We start from the raw sequence: 15,406 nt of genomic DNA, 5'->3' as shown, positions 1-15,406 counted from the left end.
AACGGGCGGCTCAGTTACCGATGCGCCGCCAGACCGAGACGGGCACGTCGCCGTCCGGACGCGGCGGCACCTGGTAGCTGAGCGTGTCGCCTTGCACCTCGAAGGCGCGGCGTTGTTCCTGCCCCTCCCAATTGGGGAAGGAGGCGCCTTCGATATGGAACACCAGCTGGTGCCGGCCCGGCTCGACCGCGACCGTGCCGTAGTGGGTGCTCGCACCCATCACCGCCGCCCGGTATTCCTGCGCGGTGGCCTTGGCCTTGCTCGGGTTGGCAAAGCGCGGGCGATCGGCGCGGTAAAGCTGCAGCGAGTAGTGTCCCGTGCGGTCGATCAGCAGCAGGCCCTTCGGCGCGTCCCCGTAGTCGTGCGAGCGCGAGCCGTCCGGATGCAGTACATCGGCTGCCACCAGTGTCCAGGTCCCGGCCAGCGAAACGTCGCCGGTGTCGGCCGCCCCTGCGCCGGATGACCAGGCCAGGCCGGGCAGCAGACAGGCGATGACGGCGAGACGGGAGAACGTGCGATGCAGGCTCATGGGGTTTTCCTCGTTTGATCGGGGGAGCTCGTGGATGAGGCCTCGCCGATCGTACGAGTTGCCTGCATGCCGAAAAATCGAATAATTCGAGGACAACACTTTCGAATTGCTTACTTATGTCGCTCCCCAATCTCGACATGGATGCGCTGCGCAGCCTGGTGGCGATCCTGCACACGGGCGGCCTGGCCCGTGCCGCGGAACGCATCGGGCGCTCACCTTCGGCGGTCAGCCAGCAGATGCGCAAGCTGGAGCTGCAGTTGGGCGAGCCGCTGTTCCGCAAGCAGGGCCGCCGCGTGGTGTTGACCGAGGCGGGCGACCGGGTCCACGCGTACGCGCGCCGCATCCTGGAACTGAACGATGAAGCGGTCCACGCGGTGCGCGGTGCGGCGATCGACGGCGTGGTGCGCTTCGGCCTGCCGGGCGACTTCGCCGAGTCCTGGTTGCCGGCGGCGCTGGGGCAATTCAGGAAGGCCTACCCGGCGGTACGGGTGGATGTGCTGGTCGAGCCGAACCGGCTGCTGCTCGAACGGCTCGATCGCGGCGAGCTCGATCTGGTGCTGGCCATGAACCAGGGCGGGCGCGCGGACGCCGAGCGCCTGGCCACGCTGCCGATGGCCTGGATCGGGCCGGCAGGAACGGTCGAGGTCGTGCGGCCGGGCACGGTACTGGATCTGGCGCTCTACCAGCCGCCGTGTTTCTTCCGGCAGGCGGGTACGGCCGCACTGGATCGGGCCGGCATCGCCTGGCGGCCGGCCTTTGTCACCGCGAGTCTGCAAAGCCTGTGGGCGGGCGTCGCCGCGGGGCTGGGCATCACCGTACGCACGGGGACCGACCTCCCGCCCCCGTTGATGCGACTGGACGAGCGCCACGGCTTGCCGCCGCTGCCGGGTGTGGATCTGTGCCTGCATGCCGCCTCCGGCCCACCTTCCGCGGCGCTGACACGGCTGCGCCAGGCAGTGGTGGAGCAGGCGCGAACGCATCTGGGTCGAACGGGTCCCCGCGGCTAGTGACCGGATGCCCGGCTCTGTCGCGCTACAGGAAAGAGAGTGCGACGCCGGTCCGGACGCCGCCCGGTCGCTTCGCTAGCGGAAGACAGCCCGGCACGTCGATTCCATCGACAACGCGGTGCCTCGGGTTACATGGGCGATCGGGGCTTTTCGCTTCGCTCCGGGCTTTTTCGTCGCCCACACGCCGCTGGGCGTAAGAAGCGATGATCCGTGTCTCTCACGTTCTGCCGATGACCAGCAAAGTTCTGCAGATCGATCTGCACGACGCCGGACGCGACGGCATTTATCGCGTCGTGCCCGACGACCCGATGACATTGGCGGACGACGCTGCCCGCGCCGGTCTGCGCCTCACGCGCATCGATCTGCGCGAGTGCGCGAGCCACGAGCGCGCGGTGCGGCGCCTGGCCGAGGCGTTCGACCTGGCGGTGTCGGGGGATGACTGGTCCGCGATCACGGCCAGCCTGCGCGATCCGGGCTGGCTGACGGCGCCGGGCTGCGTGCTGGTGCTCGATCATGCCGACGTCCTGCGCGCCGAGGCGCCCGACGTCTACGCAACACTTCGCGACCGCCTGGCTGGCGTGGCCAGGGAGTGGCACGCCCGCGGCGTGCCGTTTTTCGTTTTCATGGTGTTCCCGGACAGCGAAACACTGGATGCCGCAATAGATGCCTGAGCCGGATTGACGGGGCCGGGCCCTAGCGGGCGAGCCAACGATCCCGGTCCGCAAGAGACGGTCGAAAGCCCGGCGCAGGGCGCTTCCGTTGGAGTCTTTGACGTCCCACTTTGCCGTGGCGGTTTCGGCGCCACGGCGAGCTTGCCGGAGGTATCGCATGCCGATCGACGAGGTCTGGCCCGAACTCCCTTATGACGCATGGCGGGAGACCTATGCCACGTTGCACCTGTGGTCGCAGGTGGTGGGCAAGGTCGCGCTGGCGCTGGCGCCGCCGCTCAACCACTGCTGGGGCAGCGCGCTCCACGTCACGGCGCGCGGCCTGTCCACCCGGCTGCTGCCGTACGGAGCGCGGACCTTCACGCTGGCATTCGACTTCATCGACCACGCGCTGGTGATCGACTGCACCGATGGGCAAACCCGGCGGGTGCCGCTCGAGCCGCGCAGCGTCGCCGACTTCCATCGCGCACTGATGACCGCGTTGCGGGAGATGGGCTTGGCGGTGCGGATCTGGCCGGTCTCGGTGGAGATGCCAATGCCGGTACGGCTGGACGAGGACACCAGCCATTGCAGTTACGAGCCCGCATGGGCGCACCGGTTCTGGCGAATCCTGGTGCTCATCGAGCGCGAGTTCGCGCGCTGGCGTTGCGGTTACGTGGGCAAGAGCAGTCCGGTGAATTTCTTCTGGGGCAGCTTCGACCTGGCGGTGACACGCTTCTCGGGTCGCCGCGCGCCTTCGCGCGAGGGCCCGGCGTTCGAGCGCGACGCGTATTCGCACGAGGTGATCAGCCACGGGTTCTGGCCCGGCAGCGCGCCGTTGCTGGAACCGGCCTTCTACGCCTACGCGGTACCGCCACCGGATGGGTTGGCCACGGCGCCGGTCGAGCCGCGCGAGGCGTATTTCCATCCATCGCTCGGCGAATTCATCCTGCCGTATGAAGCGGTGCGCAAGGCGTCTTCGCCCGAGGCCGCGCTGCGAGCGTTCCTGCAAAGTACGTGGCACCAGGCGGCGACGCTTGGGCACTGGAACCTGGCCGAGCTGGAGCGGCATTGACCGCGCGGGCGGACGCGACATCCGGCAACGACATGCTTCGCGCGGACGCCGGCCGCAACGTCGCGCTTTCCGGTTCCTGCACCCGCCACCGGTAAACTGGGCGACCCCCCATGGCCCCGTAGTCAATCGATGATCAACAACGACGTCCTGCGCAGCATCCGTTACATGCTCGACCTCAGCGACAACAAGGTGGTCGAGATCGCCCACCTGGCCGATCCGGCGTTCGCCCTGGAGAAAGACGACGTGCGTGCCTTCCTGCTGAAGGAAGACGAGCCTGGCTACGTGGCCTGCCGCGATGCCGTGCTGGCGCATTTCCTCGACGGACTGATCATCCATCGCCGCGGCAGGGACGAAAGCCTGCCGCGGCGGCCGGTGGAGAAGCGCGTCAGCAACAACGTGGTGTTGAAGAAGCTGCGGGTGGCCTTCGAGCTCAAGGACGTGGACATGCACCAGGTTTTCGAGGACGCGGGATTGCCCGTATCCAAGCCGGAGCTGTCGGCCCTGTTCCGCCAACCCGGGCACAAGAACTACCGTCCGTGCGGCGACCAGCTGCTGCGCAATTTCCTCAAGGGTCTGACGCTGCGCGTGCGCGGCGCCTAGGTCGCCTTCTTCAGAAGCGCTCGCCGACGGGCAGGTAGCGCCACATGCCGACGGGCATCTTCGCCAAAGGCACCTTGCCGATGCGGATGCGCCGGATCGCCACCACGTCCAGGCCGACCTGTGCGCACATGTCGCGCAGTTGCCCCTCCTGCACGCCCTTGAGCGCGAAGCGCAGGCGGATCTCGTTCTGCCAGCTGACCTTGCACGGCCGCAGCGGACGGCCGCGATAGTGCAGGCCGTGGTTGAGCTTGTGCAGGCCGTAAGGCGCGATCCGGCCGTTGACCTCGACCACGAACTCCTGCTCGATCTCGTCGCGGTCCTCGGTCAGCCGGCGCCACACGCGGCCGTCCTGGGTCAGCACCATCAAGCCGCTGGCTTCGGTGTCCAGCGGCACCAGCGGCGTCAGGCGATGGAAGTGGCGCTCGAGCAGGCGCACGCCCGAGGGATCGTCCGGCCAGCGTGTCTGCGGTTGCACCAGCCCCGCCGCGGCCTTGCGGCCCTTGATCGCGTCATGGCCGACCGGCTTGTGCAGAAGGATCGTGGCCGGTTCGACGGCTTCCAGTTGCGCGGCCGGGTCGAGCGCGACGGCTTCGGTGGAGACCGGATACGCCGGGTCCTCGACCACGCGCCCGTCCACGGATACCCAGCCGTTCTTGATGTACTGCTCGGCCTCGATGCGGGAGCACCGGACCAGGTCGGCGACGTATTTCGCCAGTCGAACCGGATCGGACATGGGTCACTGCCAGGCAATCAGGGCACCCAGTGTATCAATCGCCCACCGCGGCACTTCCACGAGAAAGCAGGCAGGTCGGTGCGGCGGCCCCGGGTCACGCGGCCACGCCGTTACACCTGCGGGCAGCCTGTGTTGCGTCCCGAAGGGCATCGCTCAAAACGCGCCTTGAACGGCTTTGATCAATCCGCGCCGCAAGGTTCGCGAAGGATCGGCCTTACGCTTCCAATTGCCAGGCAACGGTGTCCCCCGCGCGCATCGGCACGCCGGGCACGCCCCCGAAATCGAGCTCCTCGGGCACCGTCCACGGTTGCTTGCGCAAGGTGATGGTGCCGGTGTTGCGGGGCAAACCGTAGAAATCCGCGCCATGGAAGCTTGCAAAGGCTTCCAGCTTGTCCAGCGCGCCAGCCGCTTCGAAGGCTTCGGCATACAGCTCGATGGCGGCGTGCGCGGAATAGATGCCGGCGCAGCCGCAACTGCTCTCCTTGGCGTGGCGCGGGTGCGGCGCGCTGTCGGTGCCCAGGAAAAAGCTCGGATCGCCGCTGGTGGCAACCTCGACGAGCGCCTGGCGGTGGCTTTCGCGTTTGAGCACCGGCAGGCAGTAGCTGTGTGGCCGCAGGCCGCCGGCGAAAATGGCGTTGCGGTTCATCAGCAGATGCTGGGGCGTGATGGTGGCGCCGACGTGCGCCGGCGCGTCGCGCACGAACTGCGCCGCCTCGCGCGTGGTGATGTGCTCGAGCACCATGCGCAGCGCCGGGAAATCGCGCAGCAGCGTGGTCAGGTGGCGCTCCACGAACACCGGCTCGCGGTCGAACACGTCGACGTCCGGGTCGGTGACCTCGCCGTGCATGAGCAAGGGCAGGTTGTGCTTCTGCATCGCCTCGAACACGGCGTAGCAGCGGCGCAGGTCGGTCACGCCGCTGGCCGCGTTGGTGGTCGCGCCGGCCGGGTAGTACTTGACCGCGTGGACGAAGCCGCTGGCGCGGGCCTCGGCGATGTCGTGGGGCGTGGTGGCTTCGGTCAGGTAGAGCGTCATCAACGGCTCGAAATCCGCACCGGCGGGAAGGGCTGCCAGGATGCGCTCGCGATAGCCGCGCGCCAGCGCCACCGTGGAGACCGGCGGCTTGAGGTTGGGCATGACGATGGCCCGCGCGAAGCGGCGCGCGGTATGCGGCAGCACCGCGGCCAGCATGGCGCCGTCGCGCAGATGCAGGTGCCAGTCGTCGGGGCGGGTCAGCGTGAGGTCGATCGTGCTCATCGGCAAAGTTTAGCGGGATTGACGTTACGTGGAGCGCGACCGGACCAGCGCCGCGGCGCCGGGCGGACTAGTACGGATGCTGCCGGTAGAACTGCTCGAGCTGTCGATACACCTCAGGCAACTGGGCGCGCAGGTTGGCCGGCTCCTCGAAAAACTGCTCGCTGGCCACTGCGAAGAACTCGGCCGGATTCTCCAGACCGTACGGATCGATCGGCAGGGGCAGTCCGTTGCGATGGTCATCGCGCAGGCGATCCCATGCTTCGGAGAAGACGCGCGTCCACGTGCGCCGGTCCATGCGCCGGTGCAGGGGCGGGAAGCCGTTGGCATCCCCGTTGAGCATGTCCAGCTTGTGGGCCATTTCATGGATGACCACGTTGTGCCCGGGCTTCCTTCCGGCGTCGAGCACGTCCGCCCACGACAGGATTACCGGACCGCGGCCCCAGGCCTCGCCTGCCATCACGGTGCGGGTCTGGTGGACCACGCCCGCCGCGTCGGTGTGCGTGCGCCGCGGAATGAAGGCATCCGGATAGACGATGACGCTGTGCCAGCCGTCGTACCAGTCCAGGCCCAATTTCAGGATCGGTATGCAGGCGTGGGCTGCGAGCAGCACCCGGTCGGCATCGTCGAGTTCGAGCCCCTGGGTCGGCTCCAGCGACTTGCGTTCCAGGAACAACGTGGCAAGCACGCGCAGCGTGGCCTGGTCCGAAGCGCCGAGGCGGCGGGCCGGCGCGCATCGGCGCAGCGCGTCCCGCCACAGCGGTTCGGCGATGGGGCGCCGGGCGACGATGCGTCGCTCGCGCCAGTTTTTGATTTTGGCGAACATGGCCCTCCGAGATGGGGTCTTGGCCTCTCCAGGCAATCAGGGCGATGGTCGCGTTCTCAACGACTCCGGGAAAAAAAGTGCAGCGCCCGGGTTCGTGTCGATCCACCGGGGGCTGGATCGTCGTGGGAATGAGTCGCCACGGGCGAGGGCCTGCAGGGATGCGATGGCAGGCAATCGCCCGCCGACCGGGCGGTATCCCTGACCGGCGGCGCAGCAGACAGATCCATCCACCAGCGAGGAGTTTCACGATGACCATCACCATCACCGCCTTCGAACGCTCGCCCGATGGCGGCAAGGGGCTGGCGCGCGATACGCGCGTGCGCTGGGCGCTGGAAGAGGTGGGCCAGCCTTACGACGTCCGCCTTGTTTCGTTCCAGGCCATGAAGGAGCCCGCGCATCTGGCGATCCATCCGTTCGGCCAGATTCCCACCTACGAGGAGGGCGGTCTCGCCCTGTTCGAGAGCGGCGCGATCGTTTTCCATATCGCCGAGCGCCATGCGGGCCTGCTGCCGGACGATGCGGACGCCCGGGCGCGTGCGATCACCTGGATGTTCGCCGCACTCAACACAGTCGAGGCACCAATCCTCGAACTGGTCATCGCCAAGTTCGTGGAGGGCGACAAGCCATGGACCCAGGAACGCCTGCCTCTGGTCGCCGAGCGCATACGCACCCGGCTGCGCCAGCTCTCCGCCAGGCTGGGCGATGCCGAATGGCTCGATGGTGCGTTCAGCGCGGGCGACCTGATGATGGTGTCGGTGCTGCTCAGGCTCAAACCCTCGGGCATGCTCGCCGAATTCCCAAGCCTGGCCAGCTACGTCGCCCGCGGCGAAGCGCGCCCGGCCTACCAGCGGGCCTACGCGGCCCAGGCGGCGGTGGCGGCCCGGGCTGAAAAGGTGAAGGGAGGGGCCTGAGTCTCGTCCCCGCAATCCGGGAACGGCTGGCCGGCGGGGAAGGCGGCGATCCAGCAGGCGGTGCCATCGGCACCCGGATACAAAGGTGCCTACGCCGCCATGGGTCATGCCCGCGGCCAGTCCTGGACGGTCGTGAACGGTCGTCACCCCGGGGGCCGGCTACCGGCCGTGAAGAAGAGGCCAACCCACCCCTAGCCAAGGGCCGGCCGTCGCCGCGTCGCATGGCGCGACCGGCGACGTTCCTTTTCTGCGCCCGTCACGCCCATCGGCGTAAGGAAACTCCGGTCCGCGCCATGCGGGATGGATGCCCGCCCGCATTCCCTGCGGCGCGGAAGGGTGTCCTGCCCATGAGAAGCCTCACGCCATCCATGCGCGGCCTGCTGCCCGGCGAACAAGCCACGGTGCTCGCCCAGTTGCGCGAGGGCGTGATACTCACCGACCGCGAGGGGCGGATCACCTTCATCAACGAAGCGGCCGGGCAGTTCCTCGGCGTGTCGCAACTGGGCGTGCTTCCGGTCGACTACAGCCGCGTCTTTCATCTCCTTACCGAGGACGGCCAACCCTATCCGGCCGTCGACCTGCCGCTGGCGCGCGCGGTGAGGGGGGAGACGATTCCCCATGCGCGCTGGAGCATCCAGCGCGACGACGGCACCCGGCGCATCGCCGGCGGGGCCGCGCAGCCGCTCTTCGACACCGAGGGCGTGATGACCGGCGCGGTGCTCACCTTCCACGACGACACCGCGCGGGTGCAGGCCGAGCGCGCGCTGAGCGACGCCGAGCAACGCTACCGGCTTGCCACCGAAGCCACGGAGGATGCGATCTGGGACTGGAATCCCCGGACCGATCGCACGGTCTGGAACGAGCGGCTGTTCGAAGCCTACGGCCATCGGCAGACGGAAACCTCCTACGCCTGGTTCATTTCGCAGATCCACCCGGACGATCGCGGGCGCATCGATGCAGGCCTGCGGGAGGTGGTACATGAGGGCGGCGGTACCCATTGGGTCGACGAGTACCGTTTCCGCCGTGCCGACGGTACCTACGCAAAGGTGTGCGACCGCGGCACCGTGGCGCGCGATGCCCAGGGCCGCGTCATTCGCATGATCGGCGCGATGGTCGACGTCACCGAGCGCAAGCGGGCCGAACGCGCGCTGCGCCGGCGCACGCGCACACTGGAGATACTCAACCGCACCGCCGCCGAAATGGCCGCCGAACTGGACCTCCCCCAGGTCGTGCATCTGGCCACGGAGGCCGGCGTCGAACTGACCCGGGCAAGCATGGGCGCGTTTGTCTCCGAAACCGTCGACGAGGCGGCTGGCGACACCCGGCTGTGTGCACTGGCCGGCATCGATCGCGATGCGTTCGGCAGCCCGTCCAGGACGTGCGTGGCGGAATTGTTCGGTCCGGTGATCGAGCATCGCCAGCTCTTTCGCTCGGACGACGTCACCATCGATCCACGCATCGCGCACGACGCCATGTCGGCGACGCCCGCGCCGATACGCAGCCTGCTCGCCGTTCCGGTGACATCGCGATCCGGCGAGCCGCTGGGCGCCCTGGTGTTCGCCCATCCGGAGCCGGCGCGCTTCAAGGCCCGGCATGAGCGCCTGATGGCCGGCGTGGCCGCGCACGCTGCGATCGCGATCGACAACGCACGACTGCTGGCCACCGCCAAGCGCGAAGTGGAGGAGCGCCGCATCGCGCAGGAGCGCCTGCGCGAACTGAACGAAACGCTCGAGGCCCGCGTCGAGGCGCGCACCCGCGAGCGTGACCGCGCCTGGGCCATGTCGCGCGACCTGCAACTGGTGATGGACGCCACCGGCATCATCCTTGCGGCGAACGAGGCATCCGACATCCTGGGCTATCGGCCTGACGAGCTGATCGGGCGCAGCGCCGAGGCGTTCGTGCACCCGGATGACGTGGCCATCCATCTGGAAGCGATGTCGATGGCCGCGCTCGATCGGTTCCCTCCCGAGGAGATCCGCTGCCTGCACAAGGACGGCGGCTATCGCTGGCTGTCCTGGGTCAAGTCCGCCGACCATGGCGTGCTCTACGCCAGCGGGCGCGACGTCACGCAGCAGAAGGAACAGGCCCAGGCGCTTGTCGCGGCGGAAGAGGCCCTGCGGCAGAGCCAGAAAATGGAGGCGGTCGGCCAGCTCACCGGGGGCATCGCGCACGACTTCAACAACATGCTGGCGGTGGTCATGGGGTCGCTCGACCTGCTCAAGCGGCGCGTGGGCGACAACCCCCGCGCGGTCCGGCAGATCGAGAGCGCGACCGATGCGGCCGGACGTGCCGCCCTGCTGACCAAGCGGCTGCTGGCCTTTTCCCGCCAGCAGGCGCTGAATCCGCAGCCGATCGATCCCAACCGGCTGGTCGGCGAGATGTCGGAGCTGCTGCGCCATTCGATCGGCGCGGGCATCCGCCTGCACACGACGCTGGCAGACGGGCTGTGGCGCACCCGGGTGGATGCCAACCAGCTGGAGAACGTGCTGCTCAACCTGGCGGTCAACGCGCGCGATGCCATGCCCGATGGTGGCTGCCTCACCATCGAGACGGGCAACGTGCAGCTGGACAGGCACTATGCCGCTGCCAACGGCATCCGTGCTGGCGACTACGTCGTCATCGCCGTGACCGACAACGGCAGCGGCATGCCCGCCGACGTGCTGGCGCGCGCCTTCGATCCCTTCTTCACGACCAAGGACGTCGGCAAAGGCACCGGCCTGGGATTGAGTCAGGTGTACGGGTTCGTGCGGCAATCCGGCGGCCACGTGAAGCTCTACTCGGAGCCGGGGCATGGCACCACGGTCAGGATCTATCTGCCGCGGCTGCGCGAAGAACCTTCTACAGGCTGGATTGCCGAGGACGATGCGGCCACCGCGCCCGGCGGGCTGCAGGAATTGATCCTGGTAGTGGAAGACGAACCGTCGGTGCGCCAGTTCAGCGTCGATGCGCTGGAAGAGCTCGGCTACCGGGTGCTGCAGGCCGACGGTGCGCCGGCCGCGTTGCGGTTGCTCGACCGGCACCCGGATGTCGCCCTGTTGTTCACCGACATCGTCATGCCCGAGGTCAACGGACGCAAACTCGCCGACGAAGTACGCCATCGCCGGCCGGAGCTGCCGATCCTGTTCACCACCGGCTACACCCGCAATGCGGTCGTCCATCAGGGCGTGCTCGATCCGGATGTCGAACTTCTCGGCAAGCCCTTCACCATCGACGAGCTGGCGCGGAAGGTGAGGGCGATGCTCGATGGAGGCGAGTGACTGCAGGGCGCGCGTCGCCCGTGCGGTGGGGTATCGACCGACCCCGCTTCCAATCACGCGATAATCCCAGGCTCCTTCGCCACGCCCAGCGCCGCATGTCCATCGTCCTCACCGACTTCGCCCTTCCGCGATTGTTCCCGCGCGAGCCTCGCCGCAACACGATCCAGGACTGCACGCCCGAGGCGTTCGAGCGCCACCTCGACACGGTCCCCCCGCTGAAGGTGCTCGACGGCTATGCGCCGTTCTGCAAGCTGCACGTGCATCGCAACTGGACGTCCACGCGCTGCCTGGCGGTGCCGGTCACCGACGCGAACCGGCACCTGCTGCGCTCGGACTACGAAGCGCGCACCCGCGACGAACTGCCCGTGCTGGTGCGCTGGTTCGAGGGACTGGAGCCGCCCGTGGCCGGCTACCTGATCCCGATCCTCTACAGCCGCGAACAGCTGGCGAAGGAGGGCACGTCGATCGCGGCCGACTGGGGCGTGGTCGGCTGCATGTACACCGCCGAGCCGGAAGAAACGCCGATGGCCCCGATCACGATGATGCGCAATGCATTGGGCGTGGAGGAAGGTGGCTCCGGCGTGCCGCTGGATCGGGAAGCCTATCGTCGCAGCGTTGAGTTCTGGCGCACGCACGCCAACTGGCGGGGGTAGCCGACGGCGGTACGGATGCAGCTGCGCGGCTATGGCTCGCCGTCCCGGGACGGTACGCTTCGGATTCCCTGCGGACCCATCGATATGGCAAGGAAGAAAGGCATTTTCCGATTCGACGCAAGGCTGTTGCGCCCGGCGCAGCCGCATAATGCGTCCTGGGCGTTCGTGGTCCTTCCCGAAGAAGCCAGCGCGCGATTCCCGCGGCGGGGAAGGACGACCGCGGAAGGCACGATCAACGGGCAGCCGTTCGAGGCCACGCTGGAGCCGGACGGCCGGCTGAGCCATTGGTTCAGGGTGGATGCGGCGCTGTGCAAGGCCGCGGGCGCGGGCGCCGGCGACATGGTCGCGCTGGAGATCGCGCCGGTCGCCAAAGAACCGGAGCCGGAACTTCCGCCAGACCTGCGCCAGGCGCTGGAAGACGCGCCCGAGGCGTTGGCGACCTGGCAGGGCACCACCACTTTGGCGCGCGTGGACTGGATCCACTGGCTGACGTCGGCCAGGCAATCCGCCACCCGCGCCAAGCGCGTCGCCGACGCCTGCGACATGCTTGCATCGGGCAAGCGACGGGTGTGTTGCTTCGACCCGTCCGGTTACTACAGCAAGGCGTTCGCGGCGCCGGAACCGGCGGGCGAGCCGTAAGCGGATACCCGCCGCGGGCGGCAGCGCCGGCTACCTCCCGGGCGGCGGGTTCGCTCCCTGCACACCAAGGCTAGCGCACGGGCTGGACCCGGATGATCTTGGGCTTGTGGTTGTGGGTCCTGGGTTTGTGGCTGGCCGGCGAGGGCTTCACCAACCCGAAGTTGCGCAGGCGCCTTTCCATTTCCGGATCCTCGGCCGCGCCTTTGAACTGGGTCGTGATCAACCACAGGTAGATCTCCGCCTGCGCCCGCTCGGCCTCGATCTCTTCTTTGCGGATTTCCGCAGGCGTCTGCTTGCGATGGGGTGGCAGCTTCTGTCGCGCCAGGACATGGACCGCCTCGTGGACCAGTTCACCTGTCGTCTGGATGATCTTCCCGCCGAAATCGCTGTTGATCCTGATGTAGGAGCCGTCCCAGTCCGCCCTGCCGCCTTCCAGGGTTCCGCCGTAGGTGATTCTCCCGGTGTCATTGAGCTTTTTGAGGACTTTCACGATCTCCTTGCCCTTGGGCGTCTGGCCCAACGGAGAGGTCTGGATCTTGGCGATGTCGTCCCCGAACATGGCTTTCATGGCTTCGTCGGCGAGGGGTGGTGCTGTTCCCATGGCGGGTTCCTTCCTTCCGGTGGGTGAGGGGGCGCGATGGAGCGCGTCGAGGATGGCATCTTCCGCGTGCGCCAGCCCAGGGTCGTGTGCTTGAAGTCGTGGTCGGCGCCGATCGGTAGCTCCCGCTCGCCGCAGGCGGGCAAACCCTGGCCGCCCCGGCTGCATGGCCCTGGAACGGCGTAGGCTTCGCGCATCCGGTGGCTGGAGGAGCGCACGCCATGCAGATGCCCGGCAACGACAGGCGGTTCGGTCAGGATATCGCCGCGCTTTACCAGGAGCTCCTGGTGCCGCTGATCTTTGCGCCGTATGCCGTGGATCTCGCGACCCGGCTTGCGCGGCTGCCGGTGGCCAGCGTGCTGGAACTGGCGGCGGGCACGGGCGTCGTGACGCGCGAACTGGACTCGCGCCTGCCGCCGGGCGTGCAACTGGTCGCCACGGATCTCAACGAGACCATGCTGGCCGTGGCGCAGAAGCAGGGCATGTCCAGGCCCGTGCTCTGGCGCCAGGCCGATGCGATGGCGGTGCCGTTCGGCGATGCGTCCTTCGATGCCGTGGTGTGCCAGTTCGGGGCGATGTTCTTTCCGGATCGGGCGCGCGCGTTTGCCGAGGCGCGCCGGGTGCTGCAACCTGGCGGCACGCTGTTGTTCAACGTGTGGGACCGCATCGAAACCAACGATTTCGCGCAGGTCGTCCAGGACGCCGTTGCCGGGCTCTTTCCCGACGATCCGCCGCGCTTCCTGGAGCGCCTGCCGCACGGGTATTTCTCCGGGTCGCAAATTGCGCGTGACCTGGCCGAGGCCGGGTTTGCCGGGAATCCCGTGATCGAAACCGTCGCCGCCGACAGCACGGCCGACACCCCCGCCATCGCTGCCGTGGCGTACTGCCAGGGCACGCCGTTGCGCAACGAGATCGTGGCCCGCGATGCGTCGCGACTGGAAGCGGCGACCGAAGCGGCCGCGGCGGCCATCGGCGCGCGGTTCGGCGCCGGCCCGGTCACCGGCCGGATCCAGGCGCTGGTGGTGCGTATCGAGCGTTGATGGATCGGCATCACGTTCGAGCCGGCTGGCAAAGGCGGTTGACCGGGATCAAGGCGGGAAAGCGCGCGCAACCGGACCATGCGCGGGCCGGCAGTTGCCGGGATCCCCCATTGGAGCCCCACGATGCAATTCGAACTGTCCACCGCCCACCACGATGCGGGCCTACTCACCACTGCCGTTCAGGCGTTGGATCCCCACGCCACGGTCGTGCTGGATGCCGGACGCGGTCGCCTGGAAGTGCTGGCCAGCGCGAGCAGCGCCCAGGTCCTCGACGCGCTGCTTGGCATCGGTTGCGTGGCCAGGCCGCTGGAGAAAGAGGTGCACATCAGCGGTGGAAGCACCTGTTGCGGCCACTGCGGCTAGCAGTAACGCGGCGAGGCGACAGCCGGCGTCTGGAACAATGGGCAGGCCGCATCCTGCGGTCCGCGCAGGCGGTTCTGCATGACGAACATTGGCCGCATCCCATGACGAGCTGGCGACGGCCATCGCGGTGAACCGGGTGGTTCAGGGAGTGGTCGCTTCGGTACGGGAATGCCTGCCGTGACGTGACCGGTCGACCGGGCGCGTCACGTCAAGGGGGGCGAGGAGGTGGAAGAGGGGCAGCGCTCCGGCTGGGGGATGGGGCGGGGGTCTCGCTTGCCATCGGCATGGTTCGGCAGGGTCTCGCGCGCATCCGCGCCGCGCTGCCGGCACCATCCCTCTTCCACCTGCGTGTTATGGGCCGGCGCGGAGCGGCGGATGTTGACCTCGATCAATTCGGACCGAGACCTTCGAGCGCCCGGGGCGTGTCGAGCAGCGTCACGCCGGGCGTGCCGCGCAAATGCCCGCGCAGCCAGTAACCGTGTTCGGCGCCGACGAGGACGACGATGCGCCGCCCCGGATTCTCCCGTGCCGCACGCTGGACGATCTCCAGGAAATGCCCGTTCCAGGCTTCCCATCCGGTGTGCTCGGCCGGCCCCATCAGCGCTTCCTGCAGCGCGTGCTTGGCGCGCAGCGCCTCGTCGGTGACGCGATCATTGACGGCGGCGGGCGACGTCCAGCGCGCCTTCAGCACCGTGTACAAGCCATCGACGTATTGGCCGAACGCCTTGGCCTGCGCCGGCTCGCGCTCGTTGAAAGCCATGGTGTTGGCGCGATAGGGCGCGAGCAGCGTGTCGTACAGCGGCTCGGCCGGCTCCATCGCGTAGACGCGCAAATGGTGGCGATCGATGAGCGGATAGATGACGGAGGGATATTCCTGCTTGGTCTTCTCCGGCGGCCGGGCGGTGAGGTCGTCCGGCTGCAGCTCGACACACAACACGTCCGGCTTGAGGTGTTCGATGGCGCGGCCGAGCGCCTTGTTGTCGTAGGCCGGCACCTCGGCATGCATCTGGTGCAGCGTGTCCAGCACGACCACCTTCGCCGGCGAGGTTTGTGCCACCGACGTCATCGGCAGAGTCACCAAGGCACCAAGAATCAGCCACCAACGCATTGCACGCTTCCGTAGTTTCGGGGTGCGTCAAGGTAGCGGGTGGCGTGCGGTCGCCGCAGTGCCGGAAGCCACGCGTCGGCGGGGCATGCGCCGGTATCCGATGCCTGGGAGGGCGGAAATGGGTCGCGCCGCACAGCCTGTTGATCTTCCGGTCACAGGGCGTAGTCA

At 68.1% G+C, this 15,406-nt stretch carries 16 protein-coding genes; 10 read left to right on the top strand and 6 right to left on the bottom strand.

Annotation, left to right across the window (positions count from 1 at the left end):
* Positions 1-10: 10 nt before the first annotated feature.
* Entirely contained in the window at positions 11-529 is a 519-nt protein-coding gene (locus ACFWZ4_RS03925) for a lipocalin-like domain-containing protein (protein WP_439703411.1), read from the bottom strand.
* Between the two features lie 116 nt (positions 530-645).
* Here ACFWZ4_RS03925 and ACFWZ4_RS03920 point away from each other — a divergent pair, with 116 nt between their 5' ends.
* The 4 genes from ACFWZ4_RS03920 to ACFWZ4_RS03905 all read left to right on the top strand — a co-directional run bounded on the left by ACFWZ4_RS03920 (position 646) and on the right by ACFWZ4_RS03905 (position 3,858).
* Complete coding sequence (locus ACFWZ4_RS03920) at positions 646-1,536, top strand: LysR substrate-binding domain-containing protein (protein WP_439703410.1); 891 nt, start codon at positions 646-648, stop codon at positions 1,534-1,536.
* Positions 1,537-1,766: 230 nt separating this feature from the next.
* Positions 1,767-2,207, top strand: coding sequence for a barstar family protein (locus tag ACFWZ4_RS03915; protein WP_439703409.1), 441 nt, complete (start codon positions 1,767-1,769; stop codon positions 2,205-2,207).
* 157 nt (positions 2,208-2,364) lie between these two features.
* Positions 2,365-3,258 (top strand): DUF5996 family protein, encoded by an 894-nt coding sequence (locus ACFWZ4_RS03910; protein ID WP_439703408.1) that lies wholly within the window; start codon positions 2,365-2,367, stop codon positions 3,256-3,258.
* Positions 3,259-3,387: 129 nt separating this feature from the next.
* Positions 3,388-3,858: a DUF1456 family protein gene (locus tag ACFWZ4_RS03905; protein ID WP_439703407.1), complete on the top strand. Its 471-nt coding sequence runs from the start codon at positions 3,388-3,390 to the stop codon at positions 3,856-3,858.
* A 10-nt stretch (positions 3,859-3,868) separates the two neighbouring features.
* Here ACFWZ4_RS03905 and ACFWZ4_RS03900 read toward each other — a convergent pair whose 3' ends face one another.
* From ACFWZ4_RS03900 to ACFWZ4_RS03890, 3 genes are all read right to left on the bottom strand, one after another.
* Positions 3,869-4,591, bottom strand: coding sequence for an rRNA pseudouridine synthase (locus tag ACFWZ4_RS03900; RefSeq protein WP_439703406.1), 723 nt, complete (start codon positions 4,589-4,591; stop codon positions 3,869-3,871).
* 214 nt (positions 4,592-4,805) lie between these two features.
* Positions 4,806-5,846 carry a dihydroorotase gene (pyrC, locus tag ACFWZ4_RS03895; protein WP_439703405.1) on the bottom strand — a complete coding sequence of 347 codons (1,041 nt, stop codon included), beginning with the start codon at positions 5,844-5,846 and terminating at the stop codon, positions 4,806-4,808.
* Between the two features lie 67 nt (positions 5,847-5,913).
* Positions 5,914-6,669, bottom strand: coding sequence for a zinc-dependent peptidase (locus ACFWZ4_RS03890; RefSeq protein ID WP_439703404.1), 756 nt, complete (start codon positions 6,667-6,669; stop codon positions 5,914-5,916).
* A 248-nt stretch (positions 6,670-6,917) separates the two neighbouring features.
* Between ACFWZ4_RS03890 and ACFWZ4_RS03885 the strand changes: the two genes are divergently transcribed.
* From ACFWZ4_RS03885 to ACFWZ4_RS03870, 4 genes are all read left to right on the top strand, one after another.
* Positions 6,918-7,580 (top strand): glutathione S-transferase family protein, encoded by a 663-nt coding sequence (locus tag ACFWZ4_RS03885; RefSeq protein ID WP_439703403.1) that lies wholly within the window; start codon positions 6,918-6,920, stop codon positions 7,578-7,580.
* A 347-nt stretch (positions 7,581-7,927) separates the two neighbouring features.
* Positions 7,928-10,837, top strand: coding sequence for a PAS domain S-box protein (locus tag ACFWZ4_RS03880; RefSeq protein ID WP_439703402.1), 2,910 nt, complete (start codon positions 7,928-7,930; stop codon positions 10,835-10,837).
* Between the two features lie 95 nt (positions 10,838-10,932).
* Positions 10,933-11,490, top strand: a complete 558-nt coding sequence (locus ACFWZ4_RS03875; RefSeq protein WP_439703401.1) for a DUF3228 family protein — start codon at positions 10,933-10,935, stop codon at positions 11,488-11,490.
* An 84-nt stretch (positions 11,491-11,574) separates the two neighbouring features.
* On the top strand, positions 11,575-12,129 hold the full coding sequence (locus ACFWZ4_RS03870) for a YdeI/OmpD-associated family protein (RefSeq protein WP_439703773.1): 555 nt from the start codon (positions 11,575-11,577) through the stop codon (positions 12,127-12,129).
* A gap of 70 nt (positions 12,130-12,199) precedes the next feature.
* On the opposite strand, the gene ACFWZ4_RS03865 is transcribed toward ACFWZ4_RS03870, so the two are convergent.
* A complete protein-coding gene (locus ACFWZ4_RS03865) occupies positions 12,200-12,697 on the bottom strand; it encodes a hypothetical protein (protein WP_439703400.1) in 498 nt (165 codons plus the stop codon).
* A gap of 251 nt (positions 12,698-12,948) precedes the next feature.
* On the opposite strand from ACFWZ4_RS03865, the gene ACFWZ4_RS03860 reads away from it, so the two are divergent.
* Both ACFWZ4_RS03860 and ACFWZ4_RS03855 read left to right on the top strand, forming a co-directional pair.
* On the top strand, positions 12,949-13,767 hold the full coding sequence (locus ACFWZ4_RS03860; protein ID WP_439703399.1) for a class I SAM-dependent methyltransferase: 819 nt from the start codon (positions 12,949-12,951) through the stop codon (positions 13,765-13,767).
* A 123-nt stretch (positions 13,768-13,890) separates the two neighbouring features.
* Positions 13,891-14,130, top strand: coding sequence for a hypothetical protein (locus ACFWZ4_RS03855; protein ID WP_439703398.1), 240 nt, complete (start codon positions 13,891-13,893; stop codon positions 14,128-14,130).
* Between the two features lie 388 nt (positions 14,131-14,518).
* Here ACFWZ4_RS03855 and ACFWZ4_RS03850 read toward each other — a convergent pair whose 3' ends face one another.
* Entirely contained in the window at positions 14,519-15,238 is a 720-nt protein-coding gene (locus tag ACFWZ4_RS03850; RefSeq protein WP_439703397.1) for a hypothetical protein, read from the bottom strand.
* Positions 15,239-15,406 lie beyond the last annotated feature (168 nt).

The organism is Frateuria sp. GZRe12 (assembly GCF_051900535.1).
Classification (GTDB): domain Bacteria; phylum Pseudomonadota; class Gammaproteobacteria; order Xanthomonadales; family Rhodanobacteraceae; genus Frateuria_A.
The sequence above is the reverse complement of the archived record's forward strand: the minus strand, read 5'-3'. Positions and strand labels throughout refer to the sequence as shown.

Excerpts from the sequence above, each read along its gene's own strand:
- ACFWZ4_RS03925 (WP_439703411.1), bottom strand. The coding sequence starts at position 529 with ATGAGCCTGCATCGCACGTTCTCCCGTCTCGCCGTCATCGCCTGTCTG.
- ACFWZ4_RS03920 (WP_439703410.1), top strand. The coding sequence starts at position 646 with ATGTCGCTCCCCAATCTCGACATGGATGCGCTGCGCAGCCTGGTGGCG.
- ACFWZ4_RS03915 (WP_439703409.1), top strand. The coding sequence starts at position 1,767 with ATGACCAGCAAAGTTCTGCAGATCGATCTGCACGACGCCGGACGCGAC.
- ACFWZ4_RS03910 (WP_439703408.1), top strand. The coding sequence starts at position 2,365 with ATGCCGATCGACGAGGTCTGGCCCGAACTCCCTTATGACGCATGGCGG.
- ACFWZ4_RS03905 (WP_439703407.1), top strand. The coding sequence starts at position 3,388 with ATGATCAACAACGACGTCCTGCGCAGCATCCGTTACATGCTCGACCTC.
- ACFWZ4_RS03900 (WP_439703406.1), bottom strand. The coding sequence starts at position 4,591 with ATGTCCGATCCGGTTCGACTGGCGAAATACGTCGCCGACCTGGTCCGG.
- pyrC (WP_439703405.1), bottom strand. The coding sequence starts at position 5,846 with ATGAGCACGATCGACCTCACGCTGACCCGCCCCGACGACTGGCACCTG.
- ACFWZ4_RS03890 (WP_439703404.1), bottom strand. The coding sequence starts at position 6,669 with ATGTTCGCCAAAATCAAAAACTGGCGCGAGCGACGCATCGTCGCCCGG.
- ACFWZ4_RS03885 (WP_439703403.1), top strand. The coding sequence starts at position 6,918 with ATGACCATCACCATCACCGCCTTCGAACGCTCGCCCGATGGCGGCAAG.
- ACFWZ4_RS03880 (WP_439703402.1), top strand. The coding sequence starts at position 7,928 with ATGAGAAGCCTCACGCCATCCATGCGCGGCCTGCTGCCCGGCGAACAA.
- ACFWZ4_RS03875 (WP_439703401.1), top strand. The coding sequence starts at position 10,933 with ATGTCCATCGTCCTCACCGACTTCGCCCTTCCGCGATTGTTCCCGCGC.
- ACFWZ4_RS03870 (WP_439703773.1), top strand. The coding sequence starts at position 11,575 with ATGGCAAGGAAGAAAGGCATTTTCCGATTCGACGCAAGGCTGTTGCGC.
- ACFWZ4_RS03865 (WP_439703400.1), bottom strand. The coding sequence starts at position 12,697 with ATGAAAGCCATGTTCGGGGACGACATCGCCAAGATCCAGACCTCTCCG.
- ACFWZ4_RS03860 (WP_439703399.1), top strand. The coding sequence starts at position 12,949 with ATGCAGATGCCCGGCAACGACAGGCGGTTCGGTCAGGATATCGCCGCG.
- ACFWZ4_RS03855 (WP_439703398.1), top strand. The coding sequence starts at position 13,891 with ATGCAATTCGAACTGTCCACCGCCCACCACGATGCGGGCCTACTCACC.
- ACFWZ4_RS03850 (WP_439703397.1), bottom strand. The coding sequence starts at position 15,238 with ATGCGTTGGTGGCTGATTCTTGGTGCCTTGGTGACTCTGCCGATGACG.